12 protein-coding genes and 1 pseudogene are annotated in these 17,695 nt (G+C 47.8%); 11 read left to right on the forward strand and 2 right to left on the reverse strand.

Translation table 11 applies throughout. From position 1 onward, the window contains the following. The first annotated feature begins 223 nt into the window (after nucleotides 1–223). The 9 genes and pseudogenes from ompC to ACK8NJ_RS11875 all read left to right on the forward strand — a co-directional run bounded on the left by ompC (nucleotide 224) and on the right by ACK8NJ_RS11875 (nucleotide 13,492). A complete protein-coding gene (gene ompC, locus ACK8NJ_RS11835; RefSeq protein WP_112836653.1) occupies nucleotides 224–1,324 on the forward strand; it encodes a porin OmpC in 1,101 nt (366 codons plus the stop codon). 760 nt (nucleotides 1,325–2,084) lie between these two features. Beyond that, a pseudogene (locus tag ACK8NJ_RS11840) lies at nucleotides 2,085–2,372 on the forward strand (leucine Rich Repeat family protein); the annotation flags it as partial. Nucleotides 2,373–2,815: 443 nt separating this feature from the next. Continuing rightward, nucleotides 2,816–4,069: a leucine-rich repeat domain-containing protein gene (locus ACK8NJ_RS11845; protein ID WP_328136461.1), complete on the forward strand. Its 1,254-nt coding sequence runs from the start codon at nucleotides 2,816–2,818 to the stop codon at nucleotides 4,067–4,069. A gap of 314 nt (nucleotides 4,070–4,383) precedes the next feature. Further along, entirely contained in the window at nucleotides 4,384–5,772 is a 1,389-nt protein-coding gene (gene narU / locus ACK8NJ_RS11850) for a nitrate/nitrite transporter NarU (RefSeq protein WP_001207933.1), read from the forward strand. Nucleotides 5,773–5,866: 94 nt separating this feature from the next. Then, the gene (gene narZ, locus ACK8NJ_RS11855) at nucleotides 5,867–9,607 is read left to right on the forward strand and encodes a nitrate reductase Z subunit alpha (protein ID WP_411962497.1); all 3,741 of its coding nucleotides are present in this window, start codon (nucleotides 5,867–5,869) and stop codon (nucleotides 9,605–9,607) included. Next, nucleotides 9,604–11,148, forward strand: a complete 1,545-nt coding sequence (gene narH / locus ACK8NJ_RS11860; protein WP_000702569.1) for a nitrate reductase subunit beta — start codon at nucleotides 9,604–9,606, stop codon at nucleotides 11,146–11,148. The genes narZ and narH overlap by 4 nt, the downstream gene beginning before the upstream one ends. Beyond that, the gene (gene narW / locus ACK8NJ_RS11865) at nucleotides 11,148–11,843 is read left to right on the forward strand and encodes a nitrate reductase molybdenum cofactor assembly chaperone (protein ID WP_001166367.1); all 696 of its coding nucleotides are present in this window, start codon (nucleotides 11,148–11,150) and stop codon (nucleotides 11,841–11,843) included. The genes narH and narW overlap by 1 nt, the downstream gene beginning before the upstream one ends. After that, complete coding sequence (gene narI / locus ACK8NJ_RS11870; RefSeq protein WP_000617115.1) at nucleotides 11,840–12,520, forward strand: respiratory nitrate reductase subunit gamma; 681 nt, start codon at nucleotides 11,840–11,842, stop codon at nucleotides 12,518–12,520. Before narW ends, narI begins: the two co-directional genes overlap by 4 nt. A 78-nt stretch (nucleotides 12,521–12,598) precedes the next feature. Further along, nucleotides 12,599–13,492 carry a PhzF family isomerase gene (locus ACK8NJ_RS11875; RefSeq protein WP_097485362.1) on the forward strand — a complete coding sequence of 298 codons (894 nt, stop codon included), beginning with the start codon at nucleotides 12,599–12,601 and terminating at the stop codon, nucleotides 13,490–13,492. Between the two features lie 83 nt (nucleotides 13,493–13,575). Here ACK8NJ_RS11875 and nhoA read toward each other — a convergent pair whose 3' ends face one another. Further along, complete coding sequence (gene nhoA / locus ACK8NJ_RS11880) at nucleotides 13,576–14,421, reverse strand: N-hydroxyarylamine O-acetyltransferase (protein WP_115424716.1); 846 nt, start codon at nucleotides 14,419–14,421, stop codon at nucleotides 13,576–13,578. Between the two features lie 174 nt (nucleotides 14,422–14,595). Here nhoA and ACK8NJ_RS11885 point away from each other — a divergent pair, with 174 nt between their 5' ends. Then, nucleotides 14,596–15,165, forward strand: a complete 570-nt coding sequence (locus tag ACK8NJ_RS11885; RefSeq protein ID WP_000077285.1) for a flavin reductase family protein — start codon at nucleotides 14,596–14,598, stop codon at nucleotides 15,163–15,165. A gap of 3 nt (nucleotides 15,166–15,168) precedes the next feature. On the opposite strand, the gene pptA is transcribed toward ACK8NJ_RS11885, so the two are convergent. Beyond that, a complete protein-coding gene (gene pptA / locus ACK8NJ_RS11890; protein ID WP_001120147.1) occupies nucleotides 15,169–15,396 on the reverse strand; it encodes a tautomerase PptA in 228 nt (75 codons plus the stop codon). Nucleotides 15,397–15,701: 305 nt separating this feature from the next. Between pptA and ACK8NJ_RS11895 the strand changes: the two genes are divergently transcribed. Next, complete coding sequence (locus ACK8NJ_RS11895) at nucleotides 15,702–17,678, forward strand: alkyl/aryl-sulfatase (RefSeq protein ID WP_001176573.1); 1,977 nt, start codon at nucleotides 15,702–15,704, stop codon at nucleotides 17,676–17,678. Nucleotides 17,679–17,695 lie beyond the last annotated feature (17 nt).

The following is a 17,695-nucleotide window of genomic DNA, read 5'->3' on the forward strand; positions in this document are numbered from 1 at the left end:
GATAAATTCCGACAATATTAAAAAATAAATTTCGAATACCAGTAATTCACCTTATATCTCATTTCGACTTCGATCACATATCGATAAATAATATTATTTCATCTATTTTTCTCATTGTTTTTAATCACCATTCTATTTTAAAAACAGTATGTCATTTATAAATGACGCCGTTTAAAATTCGTTTAAAAAATACGTTTAACGATAATTAAAAGGATTCTGTTAAATGAAATTAAAAATAGTTGCGGTGGTTGTAACTGGTTTGTTAGCTGCGAACGTAGCACACGCTGCCGAAGTCTATAACAAGGATGGTAATAAACTCGACCTTTATGGCAAGGTTACCGCTCTACGTTATTTTACTGATGATAAGCGTGACGATGGTGATAAAACTTATGCCCGTCTCGGCTTTAAAGGAGAAACGCAAATCAATGATCAAATGACTGGTTTTGGTCACTGGGAATATGATTTTAAAGGCTATAACGATGAAGCCAACGGCTCGCGCGGCAACAAGACCCGTCTGGCCTATGCAGGTTTAAAAATTAGTGAATTTGGCTCTCTGGACTATGGTCGAAACTACGGTGTCGGCTATGACATTGGTTCATGGACCGATATGTTGCCAGAATTTGGTGGCGATACCTGGAGTCAGAAAGATGTCTTCATGACATACCGTACTACCGGTGTGGCAACCTATCGCAACTACGATTTCTTCGGCTTAATTGAAGGGCTGAACTTTGCCGCGCAATATCAAGGCAAAAATGAACGTACTGACAACAGTCATCTTTATGGTGCTGACTACACGCGTGCCAATGGTGACGGTTTCGGTATCTCCTCAACTTATGTTTATGATGGCTTTGGTATCGGTGCGGTGTATACCAAATCCGATCGGACAAATGCACAGGAAAGAGCCGCCGCTAATCCTCTCAATGCCTCCGGTAAGAATGCAGAACTGTGGGCTACAGGTATAAAATATGATGCCAACAACATCTACTTTGCAGCTAATTACGCTGAAACATTAAACATGACCACCTATGGCGATGGTTATATCTCTAACAAAGCACAAAGTTTTGAAGTAGTGGCACAATATCAATTCGACTTCGGCTTGCGCCCATCACTCGCTTACCTGAAATCGAAAGGCAGAGATCTGGGTCGCTACGGCGACCAGGACATGATTGAGTATATCGACGTTGGTGCGACGTATTTCTTCAACAAAAATATGTCGACCTATGTTGATTATAAAATCAACCTGATTGATGAAAGCGACTTTACCCGTGCCGTAGATATTCGCACCGATAACATCGTCGCAACGGGCATTACCTATCAGTTCTAACATCCTCTCCTGACCAGCCCTTCTCTGGGCTGGTTTTTGATTTAAGTGCTGCTGTATGACTCCTTAAGTAAAAATGAGCAATTTTTGATATTTCTGGTCATTCACCTCAATTAATATTCTCCCATACCCTCCGGGGACATCTTACTATAATATTTATTGATGAGTGATTATGACCAATATTAATACAGCTTGTGTAAAAAATAATGCCAGTTATCAATTAAATAACGCATTACCTAACAAAGAAACCATCTCCTGCGATTTTTGTGAACGACTGGCACAATGGGGTAATAAGTCGCTTAATAATGGTGAAGAAAGAGCAATTGCCGTGGAGCGAATTAAAGAAGCTTACAATTCGAACATGGCATCTCTTGATTTGTCATATCTTGATTTGAGTGAGTTACCGCCTATCCCCTCGACAGTTAACACGTTAAATCTGGAAAACAATTGTCTAACTTATCTTGACTTTACTGACAATGCCAGCCTCGTCAATATCAACCTCAGCTTTAATAAAATTAAAACGATAACCTTTCCAAATGAATCAAAACTGGAAAATATTTATATTGATCACAACAATCTGGAAAATTTGGATTTAAAAAATCAGCATTCATTGGTTAACCTGGAAGCGCAAAATAACAACCTGACAAAAATTAATATTTCTGATAGTTATAAACTGAAATTTCTTAATCTTGATTATAACAAGCTAGCATCGCTGGATCTCTCCCGGCAAGAATCTCTGATTGAGTTAAGTGCCCATCACAATATGATCAATGACATTATATTACACAATCACCCCATAGTGGAGAAAATCACTTTAAACGACAACCATATTGCACATTTAAACACCAAAGCCACTACAAAACTGGAATATTTAAACTTAAGCAATAACAATTTATTGCCAACAGATGACATTGATCAATTAATATCATCAAAACATCTTTGGCATGTATTAGTTAACGGCATCAACAATGATCCACTTGCCCAAATGCAGTACTGGACTGCAGTAAGAAATATAATTGATGACACTAATGAAGTGACCATTGATTTATCTTATAACCTGGCAATCACAAATATCGATACCAGCGATGAACATCTTGTAGAAGTAAGCGAGAATTCCGAAGGAAATCATATAAAAGACAATGACTCAATGTCTATTCGTTATAGATCAAAATATTATTCCAGAGAGTACGCTTTAATAGAAGAAGAAACAATATTTTCTGACGCAGAACTAAAAGCCATTCTGCCTATGCATCGCATGTACGGGGTTGGTGACTATAAGTCAAATTCCTCTTCTCTACCCTCACACTCGGGGCTAAAGGACCCAACGGGCACACCCGTCTGTTATTATATTCATAATGAGGATAAACCTTCCTTAGGTTTTGGTCCAACATCCAATAATTGGTTAAGCCAATCCTTTACAACAGAGTTATAAAACACATCCTGATTTATCAAGGGTAATAAATCATTAAAATAAAGCATTACTACGGAGCAGTTATGAAATTCCCTTCAATATTTAATAAAATAAATCCACAATCCATACAGCAACATCCAGAAAAAAATGAACTTAACTGGATGCGCGAATTAAACCAATGGAAAGAAGAACGTATACTTACAGGTGAAATCCATCGTTCGGAATGCCGAAACGAAGCCGCTAAAAGGATAAACTGTGCTTTTTTGTCGAAACAGAATGACATTGATTTATCAGGACTTAATTTAACTACCCAACCACCAGGGCTGCAAAACTTCACCTCTATCAATCTTGATAATAACCAACTCACACATTTTGATACAACCAACTACGATAGACTCGTAAAGCTTAGTCTGAATAGTAATGCTCTTGAGTCAATAAATTTTCCTCAAGGCAGAAATGTAAGCATTACACATATATCTATGAATAATAATTCTCTCAGAAATATTGATATAGATAGGCTTTCATCAATTACTTATTTTAGTGCGGCACATAATCAACTAGAGTTTGTGCAATTAGAATGTTGCGAAAGGCTGCAGCACCTGAATCTCAGCCACAATCAATTAACTGATATTGTTGCAGGAAATAAAGATGAACTCTTACTTCTGGATCTATCCAATAATAAACTAACAAGTTTACATAATGCCTTATTTCCCAACTTGAATACGTTACTTATCAACAACAACTTGCTTTCTGAAATTAAAATATTCTTTAGCAACTTCTGCAATGTTCAGACATTAAACGCTGCGAACAATCAGTTGGAAAAAATAAACCTTCATTTCCTGACTTATCTTTCATCTATCAAAAGTTTAAGGCTGGACAATAATAAAATATCCCGCATTGACACTAAGAATACATCCGATATTGAAACTTTATTCCCCATAATAAAACAGTGCAAAAACTTAAATTTTTTAAATGTTTCTGGCGAGAACAATTGCCCTACTATGCAGCTCATGTTATTTAATTTGTTTTCCCCAGCACTTAAGCTTAATACTGGCCTGGCAATCCTTTCGCCTGGTGCATTTGAAGTTCACTCTGACGGAGTATATGTGGATAACGAACTGTTTCACTATCATATTAAAAATGCATGTAACCCATATAATATACATACTTATAAAACAGAAGAATTTGTAAACCAGAGGAATATAAAAATTAAAAATATGACCTTAGATGAAATAAACAATACTTACTGTAATAACGATTATTACAATGAGGCGATAAGAGAGGAACCGATAGACTTTCTGGACAGAACGTTTTCCTCCAGTTCATGGCCTTTTTAGTGAATAAATTATCACTAATTCTATAAGTGTCTGGTCTTGTTAAAAATATAAACCCTTTGGATTCATCATCTGAAGGGTTGGATCATGACATGCATACATAGCTTAACATCCGTTTAATGGTTAGCTTGTTAGTTACATTTAGTAACACATATCTGTCTGTTTAATCCCCATTCTGCCCCCGCGGTTACGCTTTCTTATCTATTCTTTCAATCAGCACTTCACCCAATTCATCCTTAATTCTAATAACTGGCTATTGCGCCTTACCTCCTGTTTTGTCTTTTTTTCATTACCAATGTGTACATGTGAGGAACAATATGGCACTGCAAAATGAGAAAACTAGTCGTTATCTTTTGCGCGACTGGAAACCAGAAAATCCAGCCTTCTGGGAAAATAAAGGAAAACATATTGCACGAAGAAACCTCTGGATATCAGTCAGTTGTCTACTTCTTGCCTTCTGTGTCTGGATGCTATTTAGCGCAGTTACTGTTAATCTCAATAAAATCGGTTTTAATTTCACTACCGATCAACTCTTTTTATTAACCGCATTACCCTCCGTTTCTGGCGCATTATTGCGTGTCCCCTACTCCTTTATGGTGCCTATATTCGGTGGACGCCGATGGACGGTTTTTAGTACTGCAATCCTGATTATTCCTTGCGTCTGGCTCGGAATTGCCGTGCAGAATCCGAATACTCCTTTTGGGATATTTATCGTTATCGCTTTGCTATGCGGTTTTGCAGGTGCGAACTTTGCTTCGAGCATGGGCAATATCAGTTTCTTCTTCCCAAAAGCCAAACAAGGGAGCGCACTTGGGATTAATGGCGGATTAGGAAACTTAGGTGTAAGTGTGATGCAGCTGGTTGCACCACTGGTCATTTTTGTACCCGTATTTGCCTTTCTCGGCGTCAATGGCGTACCGCAGGCCGACGGTTCGGTGATGTCGCTGGCGAATGCCGCATGGATTTGGGTGCCATTACTGGCGATTGCCACGATCGCCGCCTGGTCAGGGATGAATGATATCGCCAGTTCACGCGCGTCAATTGCCGACCAGCTGCCAGTGTTACAACGCCTGCATCTCTGGCTGCTGAGCCTGCTTTACCTTGCCACCTTCGGTTCGTTTATCGGTTTTTCTGCGGGTTTTGCCATGCTGGCGAAAACTCAGTTCCCTGATGTGAATATTCTGCGCCTGGCGTTCTTTGGCCCATTTATCGGTGCCATCGCGCGGTCGGTTGGTGGTGCTATTTCCGATAAATTCGGCGGCGTGCGGGTGACGTTGATCAACTTCATTTTTATGGCGATTTTCAGCGCCCTGCTGTTCCTTACCTTACCGGGCACAGGCTCCGGTAATTTCATCGCATTTTACGCCGTATTTATGGGGTTGTTTCTGACCGCAGGTCTGGGAAGTGGTTCTACTTTCCAGATGATCGCCGTCATCTTTCGCCAGATAACCATTTATCGGGTGAAGATGAAAGGCGGTAGTGATGAGCAGGCTCAGAGAGAAGCCGTCACCGAAACGGCGGCGGCTCTGGGCTTTATCTCAGCCATTGGCGCAGTGGGCGGCTTTTTTATTCCGCAGGCGTTTGGCATGTCGCTCAATATGACCGGCTCGCCGGTGGGCGCGATGAAAGTGTTTTTAATCTTCTACATCGTTTGTGTGCTACTGACCTGGCTGGTTTATGGTCGGCGGAAGTTCAGCCAAAAATAAGAGATCGATGCCTGACACGTCTTATCAGGCTACAACCGTGTCGCATCCGACAAGGCATCAGATCCCAATTCATTCCTGGAGCAGGAGTTATGTCATGAGTAAACTTTTGGATCGCTTTCGCTACTTCAAACAAAAGGGCGAAACCTTTGCCGATGGTCACGGACAGGTGATGCATAGCAACCGCGACTGGGAGGACAGCTATCGCCAGCGTTGGCAGTTCGACAAAATCGTGCGTTCCACCCACGGTGTTAACTGTACAGGCTCCTGTAGCTGGAAAATCTACGTTAAAAATGGTCTGGTGACCTGGGAAATCCAACAGACCGATTACCCGCGCACTCGCCCTGACCTGCCAAATCACGAACCTCGCGGCTGCCCGCGTGGCGCAAGTTACTCCTGGTATCTCTACAGCGCTAACCGCCTGAAATACCCGCTCATTCGTAAACGACTGATTGAACTGTGGCGCGAAGCCCTCAAGCAACACAGCAATCCGGTACTGGCGTGGGCATCGATTATGAACGATCCGCAAAAGTGCCTGAGCTACAAACAAGTACGTGGACGCGGCGGCTTTATCCGCTCCAACTGGCAGGAGCTAAACCAGCTGATTGCCGCTGCTAACGTCTGGACCATCAAAACTTACGGCCCGGATCGCGTTGCCGGTTTCTCGCCGATCCCGGCGATGTCGATGGTTTCTTACGCCGCCGGAACACGTTATCTGTCGCTGTTAGGTGGCACCTGTTTAAGCTTCTACGACTGGTATTGCGACCTGCCGCCCGCCTCGCCGATGACCTGGGGCGAGCAAACCGACGTACCGGAATCTGCCGACTGGTATAACTCCAGTTACATCATCGCCTGGGGGTCTAACGTACCGCAGACACGTACGCCGGACGCCCATTTCTTTACCGAAGTACGCTACAAAGGCACTAAAACCATCGCCATTACCCCTGACTACTCTGAAGTGGCCAAATTGTGCGATCAGTGGCTGGCACCGAAACAAGGCACTGATAGCGCCCTGGCGATGGCAATGGGCCATGTCATTTTAAAAGAGTTTCATCTCGATAATCCCAGCGACTATTTTATCAACTACTGCCGCCGCTACAGCGACATGCCGATGCTGGTAATGCTGGAACCTCGTGACGATGGCAGCTACGTTCCCGGACGCATGATCCGTGCGTCTGACCTGGTGGATGGACTGGGCGAAAGCAACAATCCGCAGTGGAAAACCGTGGCGGTTAATACCGCAGGTGAACTGGTGGTGCCGAACGGTTCGATTGGTTTTCGCTGGGGAGAAAAAGGCAAATGGAATCTGGAATCCATTGCCGCCGCTACGGAAACCGAATTGTCGTTAACTCTGCTCGGTCAACATGATGCCGTTGCAGGCGTGGCCTTCCCCTACTTTGGCGGCATTGAAAATCCGCATTTTCGCAGCGTAAAACACAATCCGGTCCTGGTGCGCCAATTGCCCGTTAAAAACCTGACATTAGCCGATGGCAACACCTGTCCGGTCGTCAGCGTTTATGATTTGGTACTGGCGAATTATGGCCTCGATCGCGGGCTGGAAGATGAAAACAGCGCGAAAGATTACGCTGAAATCAAACCGTACACCCCAGCCTGGGGTGAGCAAATTACCGGCGTGCCGCGCCAGTATATTGAAACCATCGCCCGTGAATTTGCCGATACCGCCCATAAAACGCATGGGCGCTCGATGATTATCCTCGGCGCAGGTGTTAACCACTGGTACCACATGGACATGAACTACCGGGGAATGATCAATATGCTGATCTTCTGCGGTTGTGTCGGGCAAAGCGGTGGCGGCTGGGCACACTATGTCGGTCAGGAAAAACTGCGCCCGCAAACCGGCTGGTTGCCACTGGCCTTTGCGCTCGACTGGAACCGACCACCGCGCCAGATGAACAGCACCTCGTTTTTCTACAATCATTCCAGCCAATGGCGCTATGAAAAAGTCTCTGCTCAGGAGTTACTTTCACCGCTCGCCGATGCCAGTAAGTACAGCGGTCATCTGATTGATTTCAACGTTCGCGCCGAACGTATGGGCTGGCTACCTTCTGCGCCGCAGCTGGGGCGTAACCCGCTCGGGATTAAAGCTGAAGCCGACAAGGCCGGATTATCCCCCACAGAATTCACCGCCCAGGCGCTGAAATCGGGCGATTTACGCATGGCCTGCGAACAACCAGATAGGGGCAGCAATCATCCGCGTAATTTGTTTGTCTGGCGTTCTAACCTGCTTGGCTCCTCCGGCAAAGGTCACGAGTATATGCAGAAGTATCTGCTGGGAACCGAAAGTGGGATTCAGGGTGAGGAACTCGGTGCCAGCGACGGGATCAAACCAGAAGAAGTCGAGTGGCAAACTGCGGCGATTGAAGGCAAGCTCGACCTGCTGGTGACGCTCGACTTCCGTATGTCCAGTACCTGCCTGTTCTCCGATATCGTTCTGCCCACCGCCACCTGGTATGAAAAAGACGATATGAACACCTCGGATATGCATCCATTTATTCATCCGCTTTCTGCGGCGGTCGATCCGGCCTGGGAATCACGCAGCGACTGGGAAATCTACAAAGGTATTGCCAAAGCATTTTCGCAAGTGTGCGTGGGCCATCTTGGCAAAGAAACCGACGTGGTATTACAACCACTGCTGCATGACTCTCCGGCAGAACTCTCCCAGCCGTGTGAAGTGCTCGACTGGCGCAAAGGCGAATGCGATCTGATCCCGGGTAAAACCGCGCCGAATATTGTAGCGGTGGAACGCGACTACCCTGCTACCTATGAACGCTTTACCTCGCTCGGGCCATTGATGGACAAACTTGGCAACGGCGGTAAAGGGATTTCGTGGAATACCCAGGATGAAATCGATTTCCTCGGCAAACTCAACTACACCAAGCGTGAAGGCCCGGCACAGGGGCGTCCGCTGATTGACACCGCCATTGACGCATCAGAAGTGATTCTGGCTCTTGCACCGGAAACCAATGGTCATGTTGCAGTCAAAGCATGGCAGGCGCTGGGCGAGATCACCGGACGCGAACATACCCATCTGGCGCTGCACAAAGAGGACGAGAAGATTCGCTTTCGCGATATTCAGGCGCAGCCACGTAAAATTATCTCCAGCCCCACATGGTCCGGTCTGGAAAGCGATCACGTTTCCTATAACGCGGGGTACACCAACGTTCATGAGTTAATTCCGTGGCGCACGCTGTCGGGACGCCAGCAGCTCTATCAGGATCATCCGTGGATGCGTGCTTTTGGTGAAAGCCTAGTGGCTTATCGCCCGCCTATCGACACCCGTAGCGTCAGTGAAATGCGCCAGATACCGCCAAACGGCTTCCCGGAAAAAGCACTTAACTTCCTGACGCCGCATCAGAAATGGGGCATTCACTCAACCTACAGTGAAAACCTGCTAATGCTGACGCTCTCTCGCGGTGGACCGATTGTCTGGATTAGCGAAACCGATGCCCGTGAACTGACCATTGTCGATAACGACTGGGTGGAAGTGTTTAACGCCAACGGCGCGCTGACTGCCCGCGCGGTGGTCAGCCAACGTGTACCGCCGGGTATGACCATGATGTATCACGCCCAGGAACGCATTATGAATATTCCTGGTTCGGAAGTAACTGGCATGCGCGGCGGCATTCATAACTCGGTCACCCGCGTTTGTCCGAAACCAACGCATATGATTGGCGGTTACGCGCAGCTGGCCTGGGGCTTTAATTACTACGGCACCGTCGGCTCGAACCGTGACGAATTCATCATGATCCGCAAGATGAAGAACGTTAACTGGCTGGATGATGAAGGTCGCGATCAGGTACAGGAGGCGAAAAAATGAAAATACGTTCGCAAGTCGGCATGGTGCTTAACCTCGATAAATGTATCGGCTGCCATACCTGTTCGGTGACCTGTAAAAACGTCTGGACCGGACGCGAAGGCATGGAGTACGCATGGTTTAACAACGTCGAAACCAAACCGGGCATTGGTTATCCGAAAAACTGGGAAGATCAGGAAGAGTGGCAAGGCGGCTGGGTGCGTGATGTGAATGGCAAGATCCGCCCGCGTCTGGGCAGCAAGATGGGCGTAATAACCAAAATCTTCGCCAACCCGGTGGTGCCGCAGATTGATGATTACTACGAACCTTTCACCTTCGACTACGAACATTTGCATAGCGCACCGGAAGGCAAACATATCCCTACTGCTCGCCCGCGTTCACTGATTGACGGCAAACGGATGGACAAAGTGATCTGGGGGCCAAACTGGGAAGAATTGTTGGGCGGCGAATTCGAAAAACGCGCCCGTGACCGCAACTTCGAGGCCATGCAAAAGGAGATGTACGGGCAGTTTGAAAACACCTTCATGATGTACCTACCGCGCTTGTGCGAACACTGCCTCAATCCCAGCTGCGTGGCGACCTGCCCAAGCGGCGCTATCTACAAACGCGAAGAAGACGGCATTGTGCTGATCGATCAGGATAAATGCCGTGGCTGGCGTTTGTGCATTAGCGGTTGTCCGTACAAAAAAATCTACTTCAACTGGAAAAGCGGCAAGTCAGAAAAATGCATCTTCTGTTACCCACGAATTGAGTCAGGCCAACCCACCGTGTGCTCAGAAACCTGCGTGGGTCGCATCCGGTATCTGGGCGTGCTGCTTTACGACGCCGACCGCATCGAGGAAGCGGCGAGCACCGAGCGCGAAGTTGACCTCTATGAACGCCAGTGCGAAGTGTTCCTCGATCCGCTCGATCCCTCAGTGATCGAAGAAGCCCTGAAACAAGGTATTCCACAAAACGTGATTGAAGCTGCTCAGCGTTCGCCAGTCTACAAAATGGCGATGGACTGGAAACTGGCGTTACCGCTGCACCCTGAATACCGCACCCTGCCGATGGTCTGGTACGTTCCTCCGCTGTCACCGATTCAGTCTTACGCTGATGCGGGCGGCTTGCCGAAAAGCGAAGGCGTGCTGCCCGCCATCGAAAGCCTGCGTATTCCGGTGCAATATCTCGCCAATATGTTGAGTGCCGGCGATACCGGTCCGGTACTGCGGGCGCTGAAACGGATGATGGCGATGCGCCACTATATGCGTTCACAAACCGTGGAAGGCGTTACCGATACCCGCGCCATTGACGAAGTAGGCCTGAGCGTCGCCCAGGTCGAAGAGATGTATCGCTACCTCGCCATTGCCAACTATGAAGACCGTTTTGTCATTCCAACCAGTCATCGGGAAATGGCGGGCGATGCCTTCGCAGAACGCAATGGCTGCGGTTTTACCTTTGGCGACGGTTGCCACGGCTCGGACAGCAAATTCAACCTGTTCAACAGTAGCCGTATCGATGCCATCAACATCACCGAAGTGCGCGACAAAGCGGAGGGCGAATAATGCAGATCCTCAAAGTGATCGGCCTGTTGATGGAGTATCCGGACGAGCTGTTATGGGAATGTAAGGAGGACGCGCTGGCGTTGATCCGCCGCGACGCACCGATGCTTACGGATTTTACCCGCAACCTGCTTAACGCGCCGCTGCTGGATAAACAGGCCGAATGGTGCGAAGTGTTTGACCGTGGACGTACCACATCGCTGCTGCTGTTCGAACATGTTCATGCCGAGTCCCGCGATCGCGGCCAGGCAATGGTGGACCTGCTGGCGGAGTATGAAAAGGTCGGTCTGCAGTTGGATTGTCGAGAACTGCCCGATTATCTGCCGCTGTATCTGGAGTACTTAAGCGTACTGCCGGACGATCAGGCGAAAGAAGGCTTGCTCAACGTTGCGCCGATCCTCGCCCTGCTTGGCGGACGCTTAAAACAACGCGAGGCACCGTGGTACGCGTTATTTGACACCCTGTTGCAACTGGCAGGAAGTACACTTTCAAGTGACAGTGTCACAAAACAGGTGAACAGTGAGGAGCGCGATGACACCCGCCAGGCACTGGATGCGGTGTGGGAAGAGGAACAGGTGAAGTTTATTGAAGATAACGCCACGGCGTGTGACAGCTCGCCGCTTAATCAATATCAGCGACGCTTTAGCCAGGATGTCGCGCCGCAGTATGTCGACATCAGTGCGGGAGGTGGGAAATGATTCAGTATCTGAACGTCTTTTTTTACGATATCTACCCGTACATTTGTGCGACGGTGTTTTTCCTCGGCAGCTGGCTGCGCTACGACTACGGGCAGTACACCTGGCGCGCCTCCTCAAGTCAAATGCTCGATAAACGCGGGATGGTGATATGGTCGAATCTGTTCCATATCGGCATTTTGGGGATTTTCTTCGGGCACCTGTTCGGCATGTTAACGCCGCACTGGATGTACGCGTGGTTTTTGCCAGTGGCAGCGAAACAACTAATGGCGATGGTACTCGGCGGCATTTGCGGTGTGTTGACGTTGATTGGCGGCGCAGGACTGCTGTGGCGCAGGCTGACTAATCAGCGCGTGCGTGCAACTTCCACTACGCCGGATATTATCATCATGAGCATTTTGCTGATCCAGTGTCTGCTGGGGCTAAGTACCATACCGTTTTCAGCACAGTATCCTGATGGTAGCGAAATGATGAAGCTGGTGGGTTGGGCGCAAAGCATTGTCACTTTCCGTGGAGGATCGTCAGAGATGCTCAACGGCGTAGCGTTCGTCTTCCGCCTGCATCTGGTGTTGGGAATGACCATCTTCCTGCTCTTCCCGTTCACCCGACTGGTGCATGTGTGGAGCGCGCCGTTTGAGTACTTTACTCGTCGGTATCAGATTGTGCGTTCGCGGCGATAATTTCACCCTGGCCGGATAGCCCTTCGCTCTCCGGCCACTTGCAGGCTATGATAGTTCTCCAGTCACAGGAGAACGTTAATGAAACCGCAGGTTTACCACGTCGATGCTTTTACCTCACAACCGTTTCGCGGCAATTCTGCCGGTGTTGTTTTCCCCGCCGATAATCTCAGTGAAGCGCAAATGCAGCTTATCGCCCGCGAATTAGGTCATTCGGAAACTGCTTTTCTGCTGCACAGCGACGACAGCGATGTACGCATCCGCTACTTTACGCCAACGGTTGAAGTGCCGATTTGCGGTCACGCGACAGTAGCTGCGCACTATGTACGTGCGAAGGTGTTAGGTTTAGGAAATTGCACGATCTGGCAAACGTCACTGGCAGGAAAACATCGCGTGACTATCGAAAAGCACAACGATGATTATCGTATTTCGCTGGAACAAGGTCCGCCGGGCTTTGAACCGCCGCTGGAAGGTGAAACACGTGCGGCGATTATCAACGCGCTTCATCTCACTGAAGACGATATTCTGCCAGGCTTGCCAATTCAGGTGGCAACCACAGGACACTCAAAAGTGATGATCCCACTGAAACCGGAAGTGGATATCGACGCCCTTTCGCCTGACCTTAATGCGCTGACCGCTATCAGCAAACAGATTGGCTGCAATGGTTTCTTCCCGTTCCAGATCCGCCCAGGCAAAAACGAAACCGACGGTCGTATGTTCTCGCCTGCGATTGGTATTGTGGAAGATCCGGTGACTGGCAATGCCAATGGCCCGATGGGTGCATGGTTGGTACATCACAACGTATTGCCCCACGATGGCAACGTGTTGTGTGTTAAAGGCCATCAGGGGCGCGCATTGGGGCGTGACGGCGTGATTGAAGTAACGGTGACAATTCGCGATAACCAACCGGAGAAAGTCACCATTTCTGGCACAGCGGTGATTTTGTTTCATGCCGAATGGGCAATTGAATTCTGAAACCGTTGCCTGATGCGCTTCGCTTATCAGGTCTATGTATGCCGGATAAGGCGTTTACGCCGCATCCGGCAACCTGACATAAATTATTTTCCCGCCTCCGGGTGCGTATCAAACGCCGCCATCACCAGCGCTAACTCATCCACGGTAAAGCCATGTTTCGCATCATCCACCCCCAGACCAAACTGTTCCTGCATCACGGCATATAACGACGCCACATCTGGTAGATTTCGCTGTTCCACCGCGTGCCCATCTTCATAATGGGTAAAATGAAAATTGGTCAGTGTCAGCTTGCCGCCGTCCGGCAAATGGCGGCACATCAGCAAATGATGGCGAAAATGCGACTGCGGCCAGTGCGCAGACCAGAAATTGCCCATTACATAATCGCTTTGTTGCTGCTCGCAGAGATCAAAACGGTACATCGACTGCCAGTGCTGATGATGATTAAACTGCAACACCCAATCATCACCCTCCTGCAACAACCGATACTCTCCGTGTGGCGTGGTCTGCACGAGCTCGGGAACTAATCGAATCGGCGCGGTTAGCGTCTGTCCACCGAAACCGACATCAGCAATCCATTTTTCCCCTTCCACTTCCACCAACAACAAACGATGGGTGCGCGGCGGTAATGCTGGCGGATTTGATAACACTACGCGCCCTAACAAGCTGCGAACGTTAAACCCCAGCTCGCGTAACACCCGCTCAAACACGCCATTCTGCTCAAAACAGTAACCGCCACGACGGGCTGTCACCAGTTTCTCTTCCAGCGATTGATCATCAAGCTGTATTTCCCTGGGCAGCAAAACGTCGAGGTTTTCAAACGGAATGGTGCAATTGTGTTTCAGGTGCAATGCACGCAGCGTATCAATATTGGCCGCAGCAGCTCCCAACCAGTTAATACGGGCAAAATAGTGATTCAGAATGGGCGTCATCAGGCGTTTCCCTTAGTGGTTTTCTCAACTTATAACCTGGAATAGACGCCGCACTGGCTATTTTGTGCGATCGCGGACATGCATCACGTTCGCAAATCGCCAATCCCGTTAATTTCGTTACTTATTGCGTTACGAGCTACGCTTTTAAAACACCCTTCATAGCGAGGCGATATCGTGAGCCAATTCATTCCCGTCGAATTACACCATGCCAGCCGTCTGTTAAATCATGGCCCAACTGTCATGATCACCAGTTTCGATGAGCAATCCCAGCGGCGTAACATTATGGCAGCAGCCTGGTCAATGCCGGTGGAGTTTGAACCGCCACGCGTGGCGATTGTGGTAGATAAATCGACATGGACCAGGGAGTTGATTGAACGTAATGGTAAGTTTGGCATCGTTATCCCGGGCGTTGCAGCAACTAACTGGACGTGGGCGGTGGGAAGTGTGTCGGGTCGTGAAGAAGATAAATTTAATTGCTACGGCATTCCGGTAGTGAGAGGCCCGGTGCTTGGTTTGCCGCTGGTCGAGGAAAAATGTCTGGCGTGGATGGAGTGTCGCCTGCTACCTGCAACTTCCGCGCAAGAAAAATACGATACGCTATTTGGCGAAGTGGTATCTGCAGCGGCAGACGCACGAGTATTTGTCGAAGGCCGCTGGCAGTTTGATGATGACAAACTCAATACGTTGCATCATTTAGGTGCTGGCACGTTTGTTACCAGCGGCAAGCGTGTTACGGCAGGTTAAGCATTACATGCTGTAACCGGGTTTCTTTATCAAAGCCTCCATTTGGGGCGCGATTTCGGCATCCCAGATAGCTTGCCAAGATTCTGGTTGAATCTGCTGTAGAGAAATGCTTATCGAGCTATCTTTACTGTTCAGATGGCGAATAATAACGTCGGTAATATCTGCAGCAAGTGCTGCTTTTTGTTGTTCGTCCAGTTCACGCGGAAAACATTTAATGTCTATGTGCGGCATGATTGTGCTCCTTTTGAAAGATGTCAGTAAAATTAACACACGTTGTGAATGTCGTGTGTCCGGTAATGCGTTTTTACGGCAATAATGCCTACTTGAAATTGTACATATTTGTACTACACACTTTTAAATAAAGCGCCAATGAAAACGTTAACTTGCAGAATATATTCTTCGCCAACATGCCATTAAGAAAACATCAATTTCCCGGCTTGCCAATTTGTTAACGCCCATTATAGTTATTCTTGCCCTCACTAAAAATTTTCATCCGTAATTACCCCCAATAAAAATCCATTCTGGAGACGCTTAAGATGCAGCTTAATCATATCGTTAAAAGTCTGCTAATAACGGGATTATTCACCACCAGTTCTTTACCTCTCCTCGCGGCGGAAGCTCCTAAAGACGCCACCGCAGCCACGCAACAAGCAAACAATTTACTCTACAACCAGTTGCCGTTTGCCGATAACACTGACTTTACTGATGCCCATAAAGGTTTTATTGCCCCTATCCCTCAAGACGTGATTAAGGGCGAACAAGGGAATGTTATCTGGGATCCACAACATTACGCTTTTATCAAAGAAGGCGATAAAGCCCCTGATACGGTGAATCCGAGTTTATGGCGTCAGGCGCAACTGATAAATATCAGCGGGTTATTCGAAGTAACTGAAGGTGTCTATCAGATTCGCAATCTCGATCTATCAAATATGACCATCATTGAAGGCAAAGAGGGTATTACCGTCGTTGATCCCCTTGTTTCAGCAGAAACAGCCAAAGTGGGTATGGATCTCTATTACAAAAATCGCGGCAAAAAACCGGTAGTGGCGGTTATCTATACACACAGTCATGTCGATCACTACGGTGGTGTTCGTGGCGTAATTGATGAAGCTGACGTTAAATCAGGCAAAGTTAAAATCTATGCGCCAGCCGGATTTTTGGAGGAAGCCGTTTCCGAAAACATCATGGCTGGCAATGTTATGAGCCGACGAGCCAGTTATATGTATGGCAACTTATTGAAACCTGATGTTAAAGGCCAGGTGGGGGCTGGACTGGGAACGACTACTTCAGCAGGAACAGTCACGTTGATTGCTCCTACTAACTACATCACCAAAACCGGACAAAAAGAAACTATTGACGGGTTGACTTATGATTTCCTGATGGCGCCAGGTTCTGAAGCGCCTTCTGAAATGCTGTGGTTTATTGAAGAAAAGAAACTGATCGAAACCGCTGAAGATGTCACGCACACCCTTCATAACACCTATTCGCTGCGTGGGGCTAAAATTCGCCAACCGCTGCCGTGGTCAAAATATATTAATGAAGCTCTCAATTTGTGGGGTGATAAAGCCGAGATTATTCTCGCTCAACATCACTGGCCAACCTGGGGCAACGATAACGTGGTCAAACTGCTTAAAAGCCAGCGTGATTTGTATCGTTACATCAATGATCAAACTCTGCGCATGGCTAATCAAGGGATGACCCGTGATGAAATTGCCGCAAACTTTAAACTGCCCTCTTCACTGGCTAACACCTGGGCGAATCGCGGCTATTACGGTTCGGTAAGTCATGACGTGAAAGCAACTTACGTGCTTTATCTCGGCTGGTTTGATGGTAACCCCGCGACGCTTGATGAACTGCCGCCAGAAGAAGGCGCAAAAAAATTCGTCGAGTATATGGGCGGTGCTGATGCCATTTTACAGAAAGCCAAACAGGATTATGACCAGGGTAATTTCCGCTGGGTTGCCCAAGTTGTTAGTAAGGTGGTGTTTGCCGATCCAAACAACCAGGCAGCGAGAGATCTGGAAGCTGATGCGCTTGAGCAGTTAGGCTATCAGGCTGAATCTGGGCCGTGGCGTAATTTCTATCTCACTGGTGCACAGGAATTGCGTAATGGCGTACAAAAATTACCAACACCAAATACTGCCAGCCCAGACACCGTGCGTGCGATGACGCCGGAGATGTTCTTTGATTATCTTGCCGTCCATATTAATGGTGAGAAAGCGGCAGATGCCAAAACCGTGTTGAATTTCGATTTTGGTGAAGATGGCGGCACCTATAAAGTGGAGCTTGAAAATGGTGTTCTCAATCATACCGCTGGTGTAGAGGCTTCGGATGCTGATGCCACTATCACTCTGTCTCGTGATGTATTGAACAAAATTGTACTGAAAGAAGAGACGCTGAAAGAAGCCACGGCCAAAGGAGATGTCAAAATTACTGGCAATGAGGAAAAACTCAACGAGCTGTTAGGTTATATGGATAATTTTGAATTTTGGTTCAATATAGTGACACCATAAATTTACTGCATACCGGG

Origin of the sequence: Escherichia sp. F1 (assembly GCF_046764225.1) — a bacterium.
GTDB classification, from domain to species: domain Bacteria; phylum Pseudomonadota; class Gammaproteobacteria; order Enterobacterales; family Enterobacteriaceae; genus Escherichia; species Escherichia coli.